General features: G+C 67.5%; 26 protein-coding genes and 4 pseudogenes. All 30 read right to left on the bottom strand.

Translation table 11 applies throughout. The annotated features are described in order from the left end of the window. Positions 1–97: 97 nt before the first annotated feature. Positions 98–613 carry a hypothetical protein gene (locus ACODNG_RS10525; protein ID WP_434521264.1) on the bottom strand — a complete coding sequence of 172 codons (516 nt, stop codon included), beginning with the start codon at positions 611–613 and terminating at the stop codon, positions 98–100. After that, the gene (locus ACODNG_RS10520) at positions 606–731 is read right to left on the bottom strand and encodes a hypothetical protein (protein ID WP_434521263.1); all 126 of its coding nucleotides are present in this window, start codon (positions 729–731) and stop codon (positions 606–608) included. The genes ACODNG_RS10525 and ACODNG_RS10520 overlap by 8 nt, the downstream gene beginning before the upstream one ends. Positions 732–852: 121 nt before the next feature. Beyond that, positions 853–2,338 (bottom strand): annotated as a pseudogene (secY, locus tag ACODNG_RS10515) (preprotein translocase subunit SecY). 1 nt (position 2,339) lies between these two features. After that, a complete protein-coding gene (locus tag ACODNG_RS10510) occupies positions 2,340–2,837 on the bottom strand; it encodes an uL15m family ribosomal protein (RefSeq protein ID WP_434521262.1) in 498 nt (165 codons plus the stop codon). Further along, a complete protein-coding gene (locus tag ACODNG_RS10505) occupies positions 2,834–3,298 on the bottom strand; it encodes a 50S ribosomal protein L30 (protein WP_434521261.1) in 465 nt (154 codons plus the stop codon). Before ACODNG_RS10505 ends, ACODNG_RS10510 begins: the two co-directional genes overlap by 4 nt. Further along, positions 3,298–3,945: a 30S ribosomal protein S5 gene (locus tag ACODNG_RS10500; RefSeq protein ID WP_209545556.1), complete on the bottom strand. Its 648-nt coding sequence runs from the start codon at positions 3,943–3,945 to the stop codon at positions 3,298–3,300. The genes ACODNG_RS10505 and ACODNG_RS10500 overlap by 1 nt, the downstream gene beginning before the upstream one ends. Further along, positions 3,938–4,495, bottom strand: coding sequence for a 50S ribosomal protein L18 (locus ACODNG_RS10495; RefSeq protein WP_121563056.1), 558 nt, complete (start codon positions 4,493–4,495; stop codon positions 3,938–3,940). Before ACODNG_RS10495 ends, ACODNG_RS10500 begins: the two co-directional genes overlap by 8 nt. After that, on the bottom strand, positions 4,495–4,956 hold the full coding sequence (locus tag ACODNG_RS10490) for a 50S ribosomal protein L19e (protein ID WP_434521260.1): 462 nt from the start codon (positions 4,954–4,956) through the stop codon (positions 4,495–4,497). The genes ACODNG_RS10495 and ACODNG_RS10490 overlap by 1 nt, the downstream gene beginning before the upstream one ends. Beyond that, positions 4,949–5,660, bottom strand: a pseudogene (locus ACODNG_RS10485) (50S ribosomal protein L32e). Before ACODNG_RS10485 ends, ACODNG_RS10490 begins: the two are co-directional and overlap by 8 nt. Positions 5,661–5,663: 3 nt before the next feature. Further along, on the bottom strand, positions 5,664–6,197 hold the full coding sequence (locus ACODNG_RS10480) for a 50S ribosomal protein L6 (protein WP_434521259.1): 534 nt from the start codon (positions 6,195–6,197) through the stop codon (positions 5,664–5,666). 2 nt (positions 6,198–6,199) lie between these two features. Next, positions 6,200–6,592 carry a 30S ribosomal protein S8 gene (locus ACODNG_RS10475; RefSeq protein ID WP_004597419.1) on the bottom strand — a complete coding sequence of 131 codons (393 nt, stop codon included), beginning with the start codon at positions 6,590–6,592 and terminating at the stop codon, positions 6,200–6,202. 2 nt (positions 6,593–6,594) lie between these two features. After that, entirely contained in the window at positions 6,595–6,768 is a 174-nt protein-coding gene (locus ACODNG_RS10470) for a 30S ribosomal protein S14 (RefSeq protein WP_004597423.1), read from the bottom strand. Further along, entirely contained in the window at positions 6,765–7,289 is a 525-nt protein-coding gene (locus ACODNG_RS10465; RefSeq protein ID WP_434521258.1) for a 50S ribosomal protein L5, read from the bottom strand. Before ACODNG_RS10465 ends, ACODNG_RS10470 begins: the two co-directional genes overlap by 4 nt. Beyond that, a complete protein-coding gene (locus ACODNG_RS10460) occupies positions 7,282–8,007 on the bottom strand; it encodes a 30S ribosomal protein S4e (protein WP_434521257.1) in 726 nt (241 codons plus the stop codon). The genes ACODNG_RS10465 and ACODNG_RS10460 overlap by 8 nt, the downstream gene beginning before the upstream one ends. Next, the gene (gene rplX / locus ACODNG_RS10455; protein WP_004597427.1) at positions 8,004–8,360 is read right to left on the bottom strand and encodes a 50S ribosomal protein L24; all 357 of its coding nucleotides are present in this window, start codon (positions 8,358–8,360) and stop codon (positions 8,004–8,006) included. Before rplX ends, ACODNG_RS10460 begins: the two co-directional genes overlap by 4 nt. Positions 8,361–8,362: 2 nt before the next feature. Further along, entirely contained in the window at positions 8,363–8,761 is a 399-nt protein-coding gene (locus ACODNG_RS10450) for a 50S ribosomal protein L14 (RefSeq protein ID WP_004597429.1), read from the bottom strand. Beyond that, on the bottom strand, positions 8,761–9,102 hold the full coding sequence (locus ACODNG_RS10445; RefSeq protein ID WP_137687253.1) for a 30S ribosomal protein S17: 342 nt from the start codon (positions 9,100–9,102) through the stop codon (positions 8,761–8,763). Before ACODNG_RS10445 ends, ACODNG_RS10450 begins: the two co-directional genes overlap by 1 nt. Then, the gene (locus ACODNG_RS10440; protein WP_434523089.1) at positions 9,093–9,548 is read right to left on the bottom strand and encodes a ribonuclease P protein component 1; all 456 of its coding nucleotides are present in this window, start codon (positions 9,546–9,548) and stop codon (positions 9,093–9,095) included. Before ACODNG_RS10440 ends, ACODNG_RS10445 begins: the two co-directional genes overlap by 10 nt. A gap of 5 nt (positions 9,549–9,553) precedes the next feature. Continuing rightward, complete coding sequence (gene rpmC / locus ACODNG_RS10435) at positions 9,554–9,772, bottom strand: 50S ribosomal protein L29 (RefSeq protein WP_209545541.1); 219 nt, start codon at positions 9,770–9,772, stop codon at positions 9,554–9,556. Next, the gene (locus ACODNG_RS10430; protein ID WP_434521256.1) at positions 9,773–10,714 is read right to left on the bottom strand and encodes a 30S ribosomal protein S3; all 942 of its coding nucleotides are present in this window, start codon (positions 10,712–10,714) and stop codon (positions 9,773–9,775) included. It lies immediately after the preceding gene. Continuing rightward, positions 10,714–11,178, bottom strand: a complete 465-nt coding sequence (locus ACODNG_RS10425) for a 50S ribosomal protein L22 (RefSeq protein ID WP_159358531.1) — start codon at positions 11,176–11,178, stop codon at positions 10,714–10,716. Before ACODNG_RS10425 ends, ACODNG_RS10430 begins: the two co-directional genes overlap by 1 nt. Before the next feature lie 3 nt (positions 11,179–11,181). Beyond that, positions 11,182–11,607 (bottom strand): 30S ribosomal protein S19, encoded by a 426-nt coding sequence (locus ACODNG_RS10420; RefSeq protein ID WP_008007906.1) that lies wholly within the window; start codon positions 11,605–11,607, stop codon positions 11,182–11,184. Then, positions 11,604–12,326, bottom strand: a complete 723-nt coding sequence (locus tag ACODNG_RS10415; RefSeq protein ID WP_209545535.1) for a 50S ribosomal protein L2 — start codon at positions 12,324–12,326, stop codon at positions 11,604–11,606. The genes ACODNG_RS10420 and ACODNG_RS10415 overlap by 4 nt, the downstream gene beginning before the upstream one ends. Position 12,327: 1 nt before the next feature. Further along, positions 12,328–12,582 carry a 50S ribosomal protein L23 gene (locus ACODNG_RS10410; RefSeq protein WP_209545534.1) on the bottom strand — a complete coding sequence of 85 codons (255 nt, stop codon included), beginning with the start codon at positions 12,580–12,582 and terminating at the stop codon, positions 12,328–12,330. Then, positions 12,579–13,325: a 50S ribosomal protein L4 gene (rpl4p, locus tag ACODNG_RS10405; RefSeq protein ID WP_434521255.1), complete on the bottom strand. Its 747-nt coding sequence runs from the start codon at positions 13,323–13,325 to the stop codon at positions 12,579–12,581. Before rpl4p ends, ACODNG_RS10410 begins: the two co-directional genes overlap by 4 nt. 3 nt (positions 13,326–13,328) lie before the next feature. Then, entirely contained in the window at positions 13,329–14,345 is a 1,017-nt protein-coding gene (locus tag ACODNG_RS10400; protein ID WP_209545532.1) for a 50S ribosomal protein L3, read from the bottom strand. A 4-nt stretch (positions 14,346–14,349) separates the two neighbouring features. Further along, positions 14,350–15,215 (bottom strand): annotated as a pseudogene (locus tag ACODNG_RS10395) (putative RNA uridine N3 methyltransferase). Positions 15,216–15,398: 183 nt separating this feature from the next. After that, on the bottom strand, positions 15,399–15,932 hold the full coding sequence (locus tag ACODNG_RS10390) for a DUF7351 domain-containing protein (protein WP_434521254.1): 534 nt from the start codon (positions 15,930–15,932) through the stop codon (positions 15,399–15,401). A gap of 161 nt (positions 15,933–16,093) precedes the next feature. After that, a pseudogene (locus ACODNG_RS10385) lies at positions 16,094–16,342 on the bottom strand (ArsR/SmtB family transcription factor); the annotation flags it as partial. Positions 16,343–16,397: 55 nt separating this feature from the next. Further along, positions 16,398–16,670 (bottom strand): hypothetical protein, encoded by a 273-nt coding sequence (locus ACODNG_RS10380; RefSeq protein WP_434521253.1) that lies wholly within the window; start codon positions 16,668–16,670, stop codon positions 16,398–16,400. Between the last annotated feature and the right edge of the window lie 29 nt (positions 16,671–16,699).

Raw genomic sequence — 16,699 nt, 5'->3', positions numbered from 1 at the left:
CCTCTCGGCTAGCGGACAGTTGCTTACAGACTGCTGTACAACGGTATCTTCACTCAGTGAAACGGAGGTGGGATACCTCGGGAGAACGGCGGCATCCTCAGACCACCCCCTCCCCGCCGGTCTTTGTTCTCGGGAAAAAGACCTCTCCGCGCTTGGCCTCGGCAGCGTTGACGGCGAGGTGGTAGTTGCCGCTCGACGGGTCGCGAGCGGTGAAGCCCGGGATCGTCCCCCCAGTCTTCTCATCGCTATCCGGATCGAGGCCGGCTGCGAGCCGAATGAGCTTGTAGCAGTGTTTCGAACCGGGCTTCCCGTCGAACACCTCGTACATCACGTCGTCGTAGTCCAGCTTCGCCCGGCCGTTCCGGTCGACTGCCTTCCGGAATGCGTGCTCGCGGACCATACCGACCTTCTCGTCGATGGAGAGCGACTTGTACGGCCGCTCGTCGTCGATCTCGGAGAGGCGGAGCTTCACCGCGGTGAGGTCTTCCTGGAGCTCACCACGCTGTACCTCGAGCTGGTCGATGCGGTCCTCGAACTCGTTGACGCGAGCGAGCGCTCGCTGCGCGATGGCGAGGGCGTCCCGGGCGGAGACGTCGTCGTCATCTTCAGACATCGTCGACCACCTCGCCGTCGTCGGCGTCGTCGGGACAGACGGGGCGCTCGCGACCGTCCTCGAGGCGGATGACCACCGCGGCGTCGTCGGTACAACCGAGCGAGGCACAGACCGCCATCTACGCGGTCACCTCCGTCGCAGCCGCTGGCGGTGTGCGAGCAGGATATCCGGATGCCTCTCGGCGGTTGGCTAAGAAAGAAGGAAACGGAGTTAGCGGGTCTAAGACCCGCAGATATCCGCTATTCTGAACCGAACATCTGGCGCATCATCGGGTCGGATCTCCATCAGCTGCTCTTCGGCGATCTCCTCGTACAGCTTGTACGTGATAGAGACCGCGAGCAGCAGCCCGGTCCCGGAGACCTGACCGATGGTGCCGAGCAGGTTCGCCATCACGGCGAGCAGCCCGACGAGGGCACCTCCGATGACGGTTACCTGCGGGATGTACCGCTCCATGACCTTCTCGACGACCTGTGGGTTCCGGCGGAACCCGGGGATCTGCATCCCGGAGTTCTGGATCTGTTTCGCGGTCGCCTCGGGTCCCATACCGGTGGTCTCGACCCAGAATATCGCGAAGATGGCGCCACCGACGATCATGAACGTGAGGTCGACCCCGAGCCGGACCGCGATCATCCACGGCTCGATGGATGCCGCCTCGAGCTCGCCGAGGAACCACATCCACTGGTTGCGGCTCTGGATCGGGTTCAGGTAGTAGAACAGGCCCGCGATGGGCTGCCCTTGGTCGCTGTAAACGCCGAGCGCCGCCGGCATCCCCGCCCACTGCGAGGAGAGCAGCTGGCCGAGGAACTGGATGTTCGCCTGCAGCGCGCGAACGAGGATCATCGGCAGGACGGACGCGTAGATGAGCTTCACCGGGAAGCGTCCGCGGGCGCCTTTCACGCGGGCGTGCGACAGCGGGATCTCGACGCGGACCGACTCCGCGTACACGACGATCCCGAAGATGAACACCGTGGTGAAAAGCGCCAGAATGTTCCCCGGATCGAACAGCAGATTCTGGAGCCCCTCAGCCGTGAACGGCGACAGCGAGGCCGGCACGTCGCCGACGATCACGCCGTACCAGCTCGCGAAGAAGCCGGTGGCGCCGAGCGCGGAGAAGCTGAAGAAGCCGCCGACGATCTGTTGGCTCACCGACGCGATGATGAACAGCCCGACGCCGGAGCCGACGCCCCACTTGCTCACGATCTCGTCCATGAACAGGATGAGGATGCCGCCGACGAAGATCTGCGCGAAGATCAGCGCCTGAACGCCGAACGTGCCGATCCCGAGCGCCTCACCGACGGCGCCGTCGACCGGAAGGAAGCCCCCGGTGAACACCATTGGCGCCGCCGTGAGGGCGGTGACGATGACCACGAGCAGCTTCTGGAGGCCCTGATAGAGGACCTGGTCACGCGGGTCGTTCTCCGTGTCGAGCCCGAGGAGGTTCGCACCGCCCAAAAGCTGGAGGACGATGGACGCCGTGACGATCGGGCCGATACCGACCTGTAACAGTGACCCGGACGAGCCGGCGAGCACCGACCGGAACTGCCCGAAGAAGTCGGAGCTCTGACCAACATCCAAACCGAACGGATTGATATTGGTCAGGAAGAAGTAGACGATCAGGATCCCTGCCGTCCACATGAGCTTCCGTCTGAACGGGACGTGTCCCGCGGGCCGCTCCACGACGGGCATCCGCGAGAGCACCGGTTCGGCGGCCTCCTTCCAGCTCATATTACGCCTCGTCGTTCTCGTCGTCGGAAGTGTTTTCCGGTTCGTCAGCGGCCTCCTCGGCGCGCTCGGAGAGGGTCGCTTCGCCGCCGGCCTCCTCGATGAGCTCGACCGCACCGGCGGTGAACGCGTCCGCCGTGACGTGAAGCTCGCGGCGGACCTGTCCGCCGCCGAGCACTTTCACGACATCCGCCTCGTAGCCGTCCTCGACGACATCGCGCGCGTCGAAGACGTACGCGTCGCCGTCCTCCTCTGCGAGGCCCTCGGCGGCGTACAGCGCCGCGTCCTCGTCGAGCTTCTGGATCTTCACTTCGAGGACCTCCGTCTGAGCGTCCTCGGGCCGCTTGAATCCGTGCTTGCCGAGCGGGCCGTAGTTGTGGTACTCGTGTTTCGAGCGGCCGGCCGCGCCGCGGCCGCCGCGGTGACCGGCGCCGCGCCGGTTCTTGTGCGTGCCGCCGCCGTGCGTCCGAGAGCCGCGCTGTCGTCGTTTCTTACTCGTCATCGCATTGCCTCCAGGAGACTGTCGATCTCCTCGGTAGTGTGTTTCCCGAGTTCGCCGCCCTCGATCACGGGGTGTTTAATTCCCTCGTGACCGCCGCGGGGCGCGTGGAGTCGGAGCGTCGGCGAGAGACCCTGATCGCGCAGGGTCGTCTCCTCGTCGACGAGCGCCTCGGCCAGCGCCTCCAGGTCGGCGTACTCGGTGTTGTCGTCGATCCACTCGTCGTCGACGTCGGCGGAGCCTTCCAGCGGCTCGCCGCGCAACGCGATCGTCCGCGCGACGGCCTCGGCGCTCGGTTCCCCGAACGCGACGACGTCGTTGACCTTCGTGATCATGCCGCGGTACGAGTCCGTCTCGGGAATGAACGTCGCGTGGTTGACGCGCCCGACGTTCAGCATGTCGAGCGTGTCCTCGACGCCGTACTCGAGGTTGACATCGCCGCGGAGCTGTACGATCGCCTGCATCACTCGCTCACCTCGTCGTAGTGGACTTCGCGCGCGTGCTGGGGCGTGCGGGACTGCGCCGCGTTCTCCAGGGCGTTGAACGTCGCCTTCGCGAGGTTCACCGTCGTGCGCGTGTTGCCGTCGGAGTTCGTCCAGGCGTCCTCGACGCCGGCGAGCTCCAGAATGTTGCGGACCGTCTCCGCGGCCGCGAGGCCCAGCCCCTGCGGGGCGGGCTTGATCTCGACGGTGACGGAGCCGGCCTTCCCCTTCGCCGTCCGAGTCAGGGAGTTGGTGCCGCCGGGCTGGTCCTCCCAGGAACCGGAGCCGCGGTCGACCGAGATGATGTTGAGCTTCGCGACGTCGATCGCCTTCTGGATGGCGCCGCCGACCTGGTCGTCTCGGGCCTGCGCGTAACCGAGGTAGCCGTCGCGGTTACCCACGGCGACCACGCAGCGGAACTTCACGCGGCGGCCCGAGTCGGTCATCCGCTGGACCATGTTGATGTCCAGCACCTCGTCTTCCAGCCCCGGAAGGAGCTGGTCGACGATCTCGGCCTCCTTCAGCGGGAGACCGGATTCGAGCGCCTGTTCCATCGACGTAACCTCGCCGTCCTGTACCTTGCGGCCGAGTCGCGTCCGCGGTTCCCAGCCGTCGTTGTGTCTACTCATGGTCCTCCTGGATTGTCGCGAGCACGTCGTCGAAGTGCTCGGGTAGCTCGCTGGCGTCGAACTCGCCGCTGTACAGCGGCTCGTCGAGCTGCTCGGCGTAGTCGGCGATATGCTCGCCGCGCGTGCGCGACCAGTCGGCCAGCACGTCGTCGTTGTGCGGGATCTCGAGGCCCGCGTCGATCGCTCCTTCCTGTACCGCGAACGTCTTGTTGCCGGGCGTCGCCGTGTTGAGCCCGATGTCGAGGACGGCCTCGTCGAGGCCGGCGTCGACGGCGCGGGCGCCCGCGAGGAAGCCGGTGAGGTACGCGCTGGGGAGGTTGCCCGTGGGGGCATCCCAGCCGTACTCGCCGAGCTCCTCGCTGGAGGCGGCCGCGTGGGTCTCGTCGCCGTCGGGTCCGGGGGTCACCAGCTGCGCCCTGACGTGAGCGTTGCTCACCCGAGCGACCAGGCGAGGCTTGCCCGATTTCAGCAGGCGCAACCTCTGATGGTAGTCCGTCCGGACCTCTCGGCGGCGCCGCATCGGCACCTTGTATCGTGGTCCTGTCGCCATTAGTCCGTCACCTCGTAACCGTACTGCGTCCGAATGTACGCCTCGAGACGGGCGACGTCCTCGAAGTCTCCCCCGCTCGCCTTGTTGTAGAGCGTGCGGTACTCGGAGGCGTCGAGCACGTCTTCCTCGTCGCGAAGCTCCTTCAGGCGGGCCCGCTGTGCGCGGATGCGCGCCTTCCAGTCGTCTTTCGTGTCCTGCCGCGCGCCGGAGCGACCCTTCCGGGTGCCGGCGCCCGACTGATGCCCGTAGGAGCGCTTGTCGGCGCGCTCTCGGGCGCGACCGCGCGAGTTCGTCTTTTCGTCCTTCGCGCGGATCGTTCCCTGTTCGATGAGCTCGCGGACGTCCTCTCGCGTGATGGCGTCCTCGATCTCCTCCTGTGCCTCGGGGTCGAGCCAGACGCGGCCCTTGCCGACGTCCAGCTCGTCCGCTGCGAGCCGTTTCTGCGCCTTCAGGTCACTCATCGTCGACCTCCACTTCGACGTAGGTCGGGTTCAGCACGCGGATCTCGCGCTCCTCCGCCTCGTCTTCGATCAGTTCGCGCTTGCGACCGCCGACCTTCGAGGCGATACGCACCGCCTGCGTGTCCCCGTCGACGCCCTCGAGGTCGTCCGTGTTGTGAACGCGGACCTCCTCGAAGCCGCTCGGGCTGCAGGTTGCGCGACGCCTTCGGCGAACGGAAGCCGGCCTCGACGACCGGTCCCTTCGACTTCATGCGGCGGCGCTGCTTGGAGAGCCCGCCGCGCGGCTTGCGCCACGACGTCGGGATCCGCTTTTTCTTGTGGTAGTCCTGCCGGTTGAACTGCGGTTTCCCCTCGCGGTGCTTCTGTGCGAGCGCGCGAGCGGTCTCGTCGTCCAGTTCCGGCGTCTTGTCGGCGTGCCCGCGGGGGCGAAGCTCCGTCTCGACGGAGTCGGTCTCGTCGGTCTCCTCGACCGACTCCTCCTCGTCCGTCTCGTCTTCGATCTCCGCGTCCGCCTCCTCGTCGACCTCCAGCCCGCCGACGTCGGCCTTGATACGCGCTGCGAGCGCGTTGCCGACGCCGTCGACCTCGGAGAGCTCCGACTGGGAGGCTGCCTTCACGTCCTCGACCGTCTCGTAGCCGGCCTCGCGAAGAGCGTCCGCCTTCGAGGGACCGACACCGCTGATGTCTTCCAGTTCGTCTGCCATCGGTTAGGCACCTCCGGTGGGTTTCTCGACGATGTACACGCCGTCTTGGAAGACGCGCGTGTCCTTGTCGGTCACCTTCGTCAGCTGTTCGATGTCGGCGGCGGTCTGCCCGACGGCCTCCTTGTCGGAGCCCGTCAGCGTGACCGTCTCACCGTCGACCTGTACCTCAGTGTCTCCGCGGATCGGCGTGCGCCGCGCGGCGCTCTCTCCGAGGAAGTTCTCGATGACGACCTCGTCGCCCTCCACGGTCACCTGCATCGGGAAGTGGGCGTAGTACACTTCCATCGCGTACTCCCAGCCCTCGGTGACGCCGTGGATCATGTTGGCGACGTGGCTCTCGAAGGTGCCGACCGTGGCGTTGGTCTTCGCGTCCTCGTTCTCGGAGGTGATGACCACCGCGCCGTCCTCGATCGAAACGTCGACGTCGGGGTACCAGAGGCGTCGCGTGACGCTTCCGTTGGGCCCCTCGACGGTGAGTTCGAGGTGATCGGTCTCGGCGGAGACGTCGTCCGGAATCTCGATTTCGACTCTGTTCATTGTTAGTAGACGTATGCGATCACTTGGCCGCCGATGCCCGCTTCGCGGGCCTCGTAGTGGCTCATGACGCCGTGGCTCGTCGTGACGATGAGCGTCCCGTAGTCACGGGCGGGGAGGTATCGCTTCTCCCACTTCTCGAACTCGTCGGCACCCGCGGAGTAGCGGGGCTTGACGGCGCCACACTCGTTGATCGCTCCTTTCAGTTCGACCTCGAACTTCCCGGCCTTCCCGTCGTCGACGTACTCGAAGCCGTCGACGTACCCGCGGTCGTAGAGGACCTCGAGGACGGAGCCGATGATGTTCGAAGCGGGCTCTACCGTGTACGACAGGTGGCCAACGCTCTCGGCGTTGTCCATGCCGGCGAGCGCGTTGGTGAATGGATCGTTTCCCGTCATGATCAGCTGTACTTCTCGAATCCCATGTCTCGGGCGACCTCGCGGAAGCACTGCCGGCAGAGGTTGATGTCGTACTTGCCGACGAGTCCCTGCTCGCGGTCGCACCGCCGGCACGTGTGCCGGGAGTCGGTGCGCTTCGCGGCGTGCTCGCCCGTGTCGTTGTTCGCTTCGCTCATTCGGATACCTCGACGTCGAAGTTCGTTTCGAGGAACGCGGCCGCGTCCTCGGCTGTCATCCGGTGGCGAGCGGGGATGGTCCCCGTCGCCTTGTCGCGTTTCGAGACGCGGTAGCCGGGACGGACGATGGTAGTCGTCACGTCGAGACCGTAGATCCCGGTGTTGGGATCGTACTCCTGGCTCGGGAAGTCGGTGTGGTCCTCGACCCCGAAGCTGAGGTTGCCCGTGTCGTCGAACTGGCTCCGGCCGACCTCGACCAGTTCCAGCGCGGTAGCGAGAAACGCGTGCGCGTCCTCGCCCCGCAGCGTCACCTTGACGCCGATCGGGTCGCCCTTGCGGATCCCGAACTCGGCGATGGTGCGCTTCGAGGTGGTCCGGACCGACTGCTGGCCCGTGATCTCCTCGATGATCTCTTCGGCGTCGGCGAGGGGTTCACCGCCCTGCCCGACGCCCATGTGGACGACGACCTTCTCGAGATACGGCTCGCGCATCTCGTGGTCGGCGCTCTCGGCTTCACTCATCCGAATCACCCGCCTCGTCGGCGTCGTCGCCGGTGAAGTTCTCGTCGATGACGACGACGTACTCCTCGACCGTCTCGTAGCCGCCGTCCTCGCTGGCGACGGTCACGGTGTTGTCTCCGGAGCCGAGCGTCACGTCGATGTCGTCGATATCGCCGATGTGGCCGGCGTGCTGGCCGGCGACGGCGGTGACCAGGGCGCCCTCCTCGTACTCGAAGTGGGCGACGATCTCCTTCGTCTCGTTGTCGACGACGATCGAGTCGTTCGTCTCGTAGTCCGCGTCGTCGTCGACGCGGACGTTCGTCCCATCGTGGAGCGTCAGCTGGACGGCTCCGCCGGGGACGACGGTCTTGTTCGTGATCTTCCCGAGCCGGCTGCCCGCGGCCTCCTCGTCGACGGAAGTCAGCGCGAGCCGACCGCCCTCGTCGGGAAAGACGCGGAAGTACTCCCCGCGCTCGGGGAACGCCAGGATGTCGAACATCCCGATCGGACGCTGCTCGTCCGAGATGGCGTCCCCGTTGACGAGGATCGAGTCGTGGTTCAGCGCGTAGCGCGCCTCCTTCGTCGAGTCGACGTAACCGAGCACGTCCCGCAGCAGGACGACGAGCGGAACGCCCGCCTCACCGTGCGGGCCCGCGCCCGCCTTCACGGTGAACGTGTCCGTCTTGCGCTCGACCGGCCAGGAGTTCGGTACTGACAGTCGCTTCTGGTGTCGCGTCATTCGTTATCCTCCTGGAGCCGCGCCTCGCGGCGCTCGTCTTCGAGGTCCAGTTCGGTCACCCGGACGTTGCTCGCCGGGATGGGACGGGGAACCTCCTCCCCGTCCGCCTTCTCGACGGTGACGTCCTCGACCGTGATCCGCTCGGCGGACAGGTCGACGGAGACGACCTCCGCCTCCGTTCCGGCCGCGTCGCCGCGAAGCACCTCGACGGTGTCGCCGGCGTTGACGCGGACGTTCCGCTGCCCGTACTCCTCGCGGAGATCCTCGGTGAGGGTGGCCCGGACCTGATTCTGCCGCTCGTGGAGCGGCGCGGTCTCCGACCGTTTTCGTTGTTTGCGTGGCTGTTTCGTCATAGTTAGACGATCATCGTCGCGGTCGAGGCGATGCTCCCGAACCGTTCGGCGACCTCGCGGGCGACGGGGCCTTTGATCTCCGTGCCCCGCGGCTCCTCGAGGTCGTCGATGATGACGGCCGCGTTGTCCTCGAACTTCACGCGCGTGCCGTCCGGACGGCGGATCGGCTTGCGCTGGCGGACGACGACCGCCTCCAGCACCTGCCGCCGCATCTCCGGGGTCCCTTTGGTGACCGAGACGGTCACCTTGTCGCCGATCCCCGCCTTCGGGTGGCGGTTCTTCGTGCCGGAGTAGCCCGACACGGAGATGACCTTCAGCTCACGGGCGCCGGTGTTGTCGGCGCACGTGATCAGCGAGCCCTTCGAGAGCCCCTGCGTGACGTCGGCCTTGAGCGCCTCCATCACTGATCACCCAGGATCTCGACGACGACGTGGGACTTCGTCTTCGAGAGCGGTCGCGTCTCCGCGATTGTCACTTCGTCACCGACTTCGAGCGAGTCGAGCACGCCCGGCACGTGGGCCGGGATGCGCGAGCGACGCTTCATGTACCGGTCGTATTTCGGTACGAACACGTCGTACTCTCGCTCGACGATGACGGTCTTTTCCATATCCGTCGACACGACCGTTCCCTCGCGGGTCTGGCCGCGGACGGAGAGCTGCCCGTAGAACGGGCACTTCTCGTAGTCGTAATCCTCCGGGTTGTCTGGCTCCGGAGGCGTGGGTACGTCGATTCCTATCGCCATTGTGTGGCACCTCGTTCGGTGCGTTCGGCGGGTCGATATCGCAACCGATCGCCATCCACCGTCGCGTAGACCGCGTCTTTGCACTCGCCTCGTCGGCTCGCCGGACCCGCGCCGTCACCGTCGACGGCGCTTACGGATCCGGACGGGCCAGACTGACGGGGGCGGACCCCCGTAGTATCCGACCCGAGTTGGGACGCGGACCCCGGCGACTGTCCGTCGCCGGCGGCTTCATCTGTGCGAGCGGTCGGCGTCTCGACGACGCCGAACTCGAACGTCGCGCCCGACTTGGGCACGCGCTTGTCCCCCGACCCCGTTCGGACCACGAGGGTGCCGAACGTCTCGTCGAGCACGCGACCGGCGACGCCAACGTGGGCGTCGCTGTCGGCGTCGACCACCCGAACCGGGAGGCCGACGAGTTCGTGCTTGGCGAGGTTGTCGGGGGAGATCGATCTTACTGTTCGTCCTCGTCGAAGTCGCCTTCTTCCGCCTGGATCGTCTTGATCCGCGCGATCGTCTTCTTCAGTTCGTTGACGCGGCCCGGGCTCTCCGGCATGCCGCCGGCCGCCCGCTGCGCCTTCGAGTTGAGCAGCTCGGTCTCGAGCTCCTCGAGTTCGACCTGCCGCTCCGCCGCGGTCATGTCGCGGATCTCGGCGGTGTAGAGAATCGCCATTTATTCGTCCTCCTCGTCTTCCTCGTCGGCCGCCTCCATCTCCGCGACGAGGTCGGCCGCCTCGGACTCGATCTCTTCGTCGAGCTCGTCCAGCTCGTCGGTCTCGACGTCGTCGCCGACCGGCTCCTCCGCGGCGACGTCGGTCGCCTCGGCCGCCGTCTCCTGCGTCTCCTCGACGACTTCCTCGACGACCTCCTCGTCGATGACCTCGGACGGGTCCTCGTCGGGGACGTCGACGTCCTCGTCGTCGCCCACATCGGGGACCTCCTCCGGCTCCTCTTCGAGGAGGGCCTCGACGCCCTCGTCGTCGCCCGCGGCCGCCGCCTGCTCGACCTCCGGCACGTCGGCGTCCTCGCGGACCTCGAAGTCGTCCGGCAGCGTCGCCCCCGGCGGGATGATCTTCACGTTGACGCCGATCGTCCCGAGCTTCATGACGGCGACGCCCTGGCCGTGGTCGACGACCTCCTCCGCGGGTTCGCCGTTGTGCTTGATGTAGCCGCGGTTGAACTTCTCGACGCGCGAGCGCGCGCCGGTGACCTTCCCGGACAGGACGATCTCGGCGCCCAGCGCGCCCGCGTCCATGATCCGGTCGATCGTCGTGTGACCGGCCTTCCGGAAGTACCAGCCACGCTCGAGGGCGTTCGCGAGACGGTCCGCGACGATCTGGGCGTTCAGGTCAGGCTCGTCGACCTCCTGAACGTCGATCTGCGGGTCGTCCATGTCGAAGCGGTCCTCCAGCTCGGTGGTGATCTTGCGGATGTTCTTCCCGCCCTTCCCGATCACCATGCCGGGCTTTTCGGCCTTCAGGACGATCTGCGTGCCCATCGGCGTCTGGGCGACGTCCATCCCGCCGTAGCCGGCGCGGCCGAGCTCGTCCGCGAAGAACTCGTTGATCTGGGAACGGCGAAGGCCGTCCTCGATGAATTGGTGTTCGTCAGCCATTAGTTGTCAGCCTCCGGCTCCTCGATGATCAGTTCGACGTCCGCGAGAGTGGTGTTCCACTCCGTCGCGCCCGCGGCGCGGGGGTTCCGGCCGGGTCGCTCGCCGACCTTGTGGGGGGCGACGTGTTTGATAATCATCTCCTCGCCGTCGAACCCCTGTTCGTCGGCGTTGTTCTTGACGTTCTCCAAGAGCTTGAGGAAGTCCTTGGCGGCCTTCTCGGGGTACCGTCCCGCGTCCCAGCCGTCGATGTCGGAGCGGTGGCCCGCGCCGGCGTTGTGCTGGCGCATCGGCACCGAAGTCTCCTCGTCGATGACCTCCTGGAGGAACTCCTCCGCGTCGGCGACCGTCTCGCCTTTGATCTCTCGGGAGATTTCCTTGCTGTCCTTCACGCTGATGGGCCGGTCGCGGAGCATCCCCTTGGCGGTGGTCTCCGGGTCGGCCTCGACGCTGTAGTTGATTCCCATGGGTTACTTGAGGGGCACGAACTTCGAGGACCGGGTCGCGCCGATGCCGGCCTGACCGTGTTCGACGGTGCTTCGCGTGAGGTGGAACTCACCGAGGTAGTGCCCGATCATCTCGGGCTCGACCTGAACGCGCTCGAAGCTGTGTCCGTTGTACACGGAGAAGGTGACGCCGACGAACTCCGGCAGGACCGGCATGTCGCGCAGGTGCGTCCGGATCGGGTCGTCCGCCGTCGTCTCCTTGTCGCGGCTCCGGACCGTCTCCAGCAGCTTCTGCTGTTCGGTGCCGAGTCCGCGAACGATGCTTCGCCGCTGGCGTGCGGGGAGCAGTTCCGCGACCTCGTCTACGTCCATCTCCTGCAGCTCGTCGAGCGAGTGACCGCGGTAGGCGAACTCCTTGCCCTCGCGGCCGGTTCGGTAATCTGAACTCATTTGTTGCTACCTCGTCCGGTGCGCTTGGATGCGATGTCACCGACCTTGCGTCCCGGCGGGGCGTCCCGCGAGACGGACTTCGGTTGGCCGGGATGTTGGCGACCACCGCCGCCGAAGGGGTGGTCGACGGCGTTCATCGCGACGCCGCGCACGCGCGGGTATTTGGTCCCGCGCGCTTTCATCTTGTGGTGTTTGTTGCCGGCTTTGACGAAGGGTTTCTCCGTCCGGCCGCCGCCCGCGACCACGCCGATCGTGGCGCGGCACTGCGGGTCGAGGCGCTTCACTTCGCCGCTGGGGAGCTGAACGACCGCGACGTCGCGGTCGTGGGTGAGAAGTGTCGCCGACACGCCGGAGGCGCGCGCGAACTTCCCGCCGTCCCCGCGGTTGCTCTCGACGTTACAGACCGGGACGCCCTCGGGGATCTCCGCCAGCGGGAGCGTGTTCCCGGGCTTGATCTCCGCCGAGACGCCGACCTGAATCGTCTCACCCACGCGCACGCCTTCCGGCGCGAGCACGAGCCGACGGTCGTCGTCCTCAAACTCGACCTCCGCGAGCGGGGCCGAGCGGGCGGGGTCGTGTTCGATCCCGACGATCTCGCCGGTGATCGTGTCCACGTCTTCGAGCTTCTTGTGCGACAGTTCCGCCTTGTAACGGTGGGAGGGGGCCCGGAACGTCGGGCCGCCGCGTCCGCGCCGTTGTCCTTGAATTCGTCGTCCCATCTCAGAACACCCCGATGCGCGAGGCGATTTCGGTCGCGTCGTCGTCTTCGGACAGGGTGACGATCGCCTTCTTCTCGCCCTGCGGTGTCACCTGCGTGTTCACGCCGACGACGCCCACGTCGTAGCGCTCGGCGACCTCGGACTTGATCTCCGGTTTGGTCGCGTCGACGTCGACGAGGAACAGCAGCTTGTTGTTGAAGTCCATCTCGTTCATCGCCTGCTCGGTGACGATCGGATGCTCGATGAGCGAGTTCATCGGTCGGCCACCTCCGAGACGGCGCTTTCGGTCCACAGCGTGAGTCGACCCGGGTGCGCGCCCGGCGCGAGGTCTTCCGCGTTGACCTCGCCCGCGGTCGCGACATCGACGCCCGCGAGGTTGCGGGCGGCGCGGGACGGCTCCTCGCTGGTGACGACGAGGACGGACTTCGGCTGGCGGTACTTGCGGCCGCGGGCCTTCCCCTGTCCGGCGCGGACGGAGCGGCCCTCCTCGGAGCGCTCGATGTCGGCGTCGACGCCGACGGCTTCGAGCACGCCCAGGGCCTCCTGCGTCTTCTCGAGGTCCTCGAACTCGTCGCTCACGACGAGCGGGAGGTCAAGGTCCTCGTCGAACGCGTGACCGCGCTCGGCGACCAGCTCGGCATCGGTCGTGGCCGCGATGGCCGACCGGATGGCGAGCTGTCGCTCCTTGTCGTTCAGTTTCTTCGTCTGGTCCTTCTCGGCCTTCGGCGGGTGCGCGGCGCGGCCCGACACGGCGTGCGGGACGCGACGGGCGACGTTCTCGGAACGCGGCACGTGCGCGAGCCCGCGGCCGGAGCCGAACGACTCGGCGGGCGTCCGCAGCCCGGCGAACTCGTCTGCCCCGTAGGCCTGCTTTCGGTTGGCCTGAGCGGCGCCGACCGCGCGACCGATGAGGTCCGGTCGGAACGCGGTGTCGAAGACGGCCGGCAGCTCGACGCTGCCCGCCTCGTCGCCGTCCAGGTCGTGTACTGTTGCGTTCATTGGTTATCCCTGGTTGGATTCGGTGGAAACGTACCGGACCTCGGGGTCGAGGCGCGGCTGGTCGTTCGGCCGGATGGCCGGGCGGAGTCGCAGCAGGCGCTGGTCCGGTCCGGGCAGCGAGCCCTTGATGAGCGCGTACTCGCCGTCGACCTCGCCGTAGTTGACGAAGCCGCCGTCGACGGAGGCGTCGTCGCCCTCGCCGAAGTCGATGAGGCGCTTGTTGAGCTCGGTGCGCTGGTGGTAGCCGGTCTGCCCCTGCTGGGGCACGGTGGAGCGCACGCGGGAGGGGTTCCACGGACCGAGGTTACCGATCCGGCGCCGCCATCCCTGGCGGGCGTGTTTGCCCTTCCGCTTTTGAACGCCCCAGCGCTTGACGGGACCCTGGGTCCCTTTCCCCTTCGTGATACCGGAGACGTCGGTGTACTGGCCCGCGCGGAAGACGTCGCCGAACTCGTGGGCGCCGCCGTCCGCGACGAGGTCCAGCGCGAAGTCGGCGCGCTCCTCGAGGGAGCCGCCGCCGACGCGCGTTTCCATGACGTCGGGCTTCTTCTTGGGGACGTTCGAGAGGTCCGAGGGGGCCGTGTGCGTGATGACGCGCACGTCGTCGACGACGTCGTCGTCGAGCAGCGCGCGAAGCTCGTCGGCGTCCTCCTCGAAGGTGTCTTCCGCCGGCAGGTCGAGCGCGCGGTCGAGCTCCTCGTGGAACTCGCCGCTCCAGACCTCCGCGACCGGCTTCTGTCCGTACGGCGTCTCTTCGTAGGCACGCAGGGCGACGGCGTACATCTGCGGCGTCTCGACGACGGTGACGGGGACGGCCTCTTCCATCCCTTCACGCGGCGAGTTCGCCTCGTCGTTGACCATCATGACGTGGGTCATCCCGGCTTTGTAGCCGGCGAATCCCTGCAGCGCAGGGGCCCCATCGTCTTCTGGCCACGAACGGATGCGCGGCACCTCGCTGTCAGCGCGGGTGCGCGGGCCGTAGCCCAGCGAGCCTTTTCGTGGTCGGCTTGGTTGTGGCATGTGTTTACTCCGTGAGTGTGAGCGAGCCGAGGGTCGCGAACAGAGCCTCCTCCGTCCGGACGACCTCGCTCGCCTGTGCCGGGATCGTGTTCAGCCAGAGGTCGAACCCCGGATCGGGTTCGACCGAGCGGCCGTCGGCGACGGCCGCCCGAATGCGGTCGGGCGAAAGCCCGAGCATCTCCGGAAGCCCCCGCTCGGGCGCGCCGAAGGCGACGGTGTAACCGCCGGCCTCGCGGGCGTCCGAGACGAGGTCGCCGAGCCGCGAGACGGAGAGTGCTTCTCCGTGTCGCGACGTCGCGACGGACAGTCCGTCGCCGGCGAGCGCTTCCGACAGGTCCGCGGCCACGACCTGGAAACCCTCCTCGGGCTTCCCGGCGATGCGGGCGCGGACCGGTTCTCTCGAAGAGACCCTGATGGTGACGCGCTCCCCCTGCTCGACCTCCATTCCGGAGGGAACGAGCAGGGAGATCGGGTGTTCCCGCAGCGGGGAATTGACCCGGACGCGGCCTTCAGGTCCGACCTCGGTCACGAGTCCCTGTGTTTTCGACTCTTCCCCGCTAGGGGTCGAGCCGGTCCGCCACGGCACGCGGAGCGGGGAAGCACGCCGACGTACCGGAGTTCGTCGCGCTGCCCCCAGAGGTCCTTTCGGAGCTCCGGCGGCGTCGCGGCGTACCCCAGCACGGTTCGGACATACTCCCCGCCCCGTCGACCGTCGCCTTCCCCGTCGGGGAAGACCACCAGCCGATCCGCCCGGAACACCGCCGCCGCACGGGCGACGTAGCCGAGTTTGCGAGTCGCCTCGCGGTCGTCCTCGGCTTCCCGGACGAGCGAAGACGGAACACAGATCGTGAGTCCGTCTTCGGTACGCATCGTGGCGAGACTGTACACCTCGATTTCGGACGGCACCGTAAAAGGATAGCGGTCCCGATTTTGGGCTGTGCCGCGTTCACACGGGGTCTGGCGGGGGATTCGGCGCCGAATATCGAGGGAGTCGATCACACGCACCGGGTCGAACCGACGCGGTGGATCGGACCGACGCGGCGGGCCGCGCAGCTACATCGGTCCGCCGACGACGTCGCCGCTCCCGTCGACACGTATCGCGAGTTCGTCGCCGTCGACGGAGAAGGTCAGCGTCGCTCGGAGGGGGTCGGTCGAGCGGACCTCCTCGTCGTACTCATTGAGGAACCGGTCGAGCCGGAGGACCGACTGCGGCGAGAACGGGTCGAACCCGTGGTCGAGCATGAACGCCAGCAGCTCCGGGGCGGACAGCAGGCCGAGCGCGGCGGCGCCCCCCACCTCGTAGGGACAGTTGGGACACGACGCCTTCAACAGCACCGCGAAGCGGGACCGGCAGTTCGAGCAGACGCCGTCGTCCTCGTGGTCGGCGCAGGCGTCCAGTTCCGTCTCGACCGCCGCCGAGCAGCGCGGACAGATCCCGGCGCCGACGGCGAGCAGTTCGAGGTTCGTCCACGCGTGGGCCGCGCGGAGTACCTCGCCCGGCGTCCGACCGCGGAGCCCGGCCGGGGGAAGGGGAGCCGGCCGAGGTAGCCCGGGTCGGCCTCCTCCGGGCCGCCGACGCGCCCCCACGAGCGGTCCCACCTGCGCTCGCACGCCGAACAGAACACCTCGACGCTGCCGTCGAGCCACTGGATCTCCAGCGGACGCTCGCAGGTCGGACAACGGTCGTCGACGGGCGTCCCTTCGAGTTCCGGATCCTCGGTAACCGCGCCGGAGCGGATCGCCTCCACGACGCGCCGGCCCGGGTGGTCAAGCGCGTAGCCGTCGGCCGTCTTCCGGACGAAGTGGCCGCGGAGCTCGCCGAGGTGGTAGTTGAACCGCGCCGTGTCGTCGATCGGAAGCTGGTCGTACAGATCGGAGAAGGCGAGGGGCTCTGCGGCGTCGGCGAGGGCGCGCAGGATCCGCACCCGGACCTCGTTGCCGAGCGCGGCGAACGCCTCGTCGGGGGAGAGCCGACCGTCCGGGTCCTCGTCGGTCATGGCGACGGTCCGTCGGACCGCCGCACGTAAAGATCCTCGCGTGGGATCCCCCGGGTCACGCGCCGAGACAGACCTCCGTCCCGGGCACGCACACCGGCCCGAGCCCTGAGTCGATCGTCCGCTCCCTGATCCGCCGGGCGAGCGGCCGGACGCCGAACCGCACGGCGAGGATTCCCGTGACCAGGCTGGCGCTCGGAATCGGATACGAGGCGGCGACCGGGAGACCGGCGATTATCAGCACCAGCAGCACTGTCCCGCGGACCGTCGGCGGCGGCCCGAGCGGGGGATTCGATGCGTCGTCTCGCGGCCGCAGTCCGTTCGGTCTCATGCGACCGATCGTTCGCGTCGCTCGGGCAT

This window comes from Halorubrum sp. AS12 (genome assembly GCF_051122765.1).
GTDB classification, from domain to species: Archaea; Halobacteriota; Halobacteria; order Halobacteriales; family Haloferacaceae; genus Halorubrum; species Halorubrum trapanicum.
Note: the sequence above shows the minus strand (reverse complement) of the source record. Positions and strands in the feature narration are given on the sequence as shown.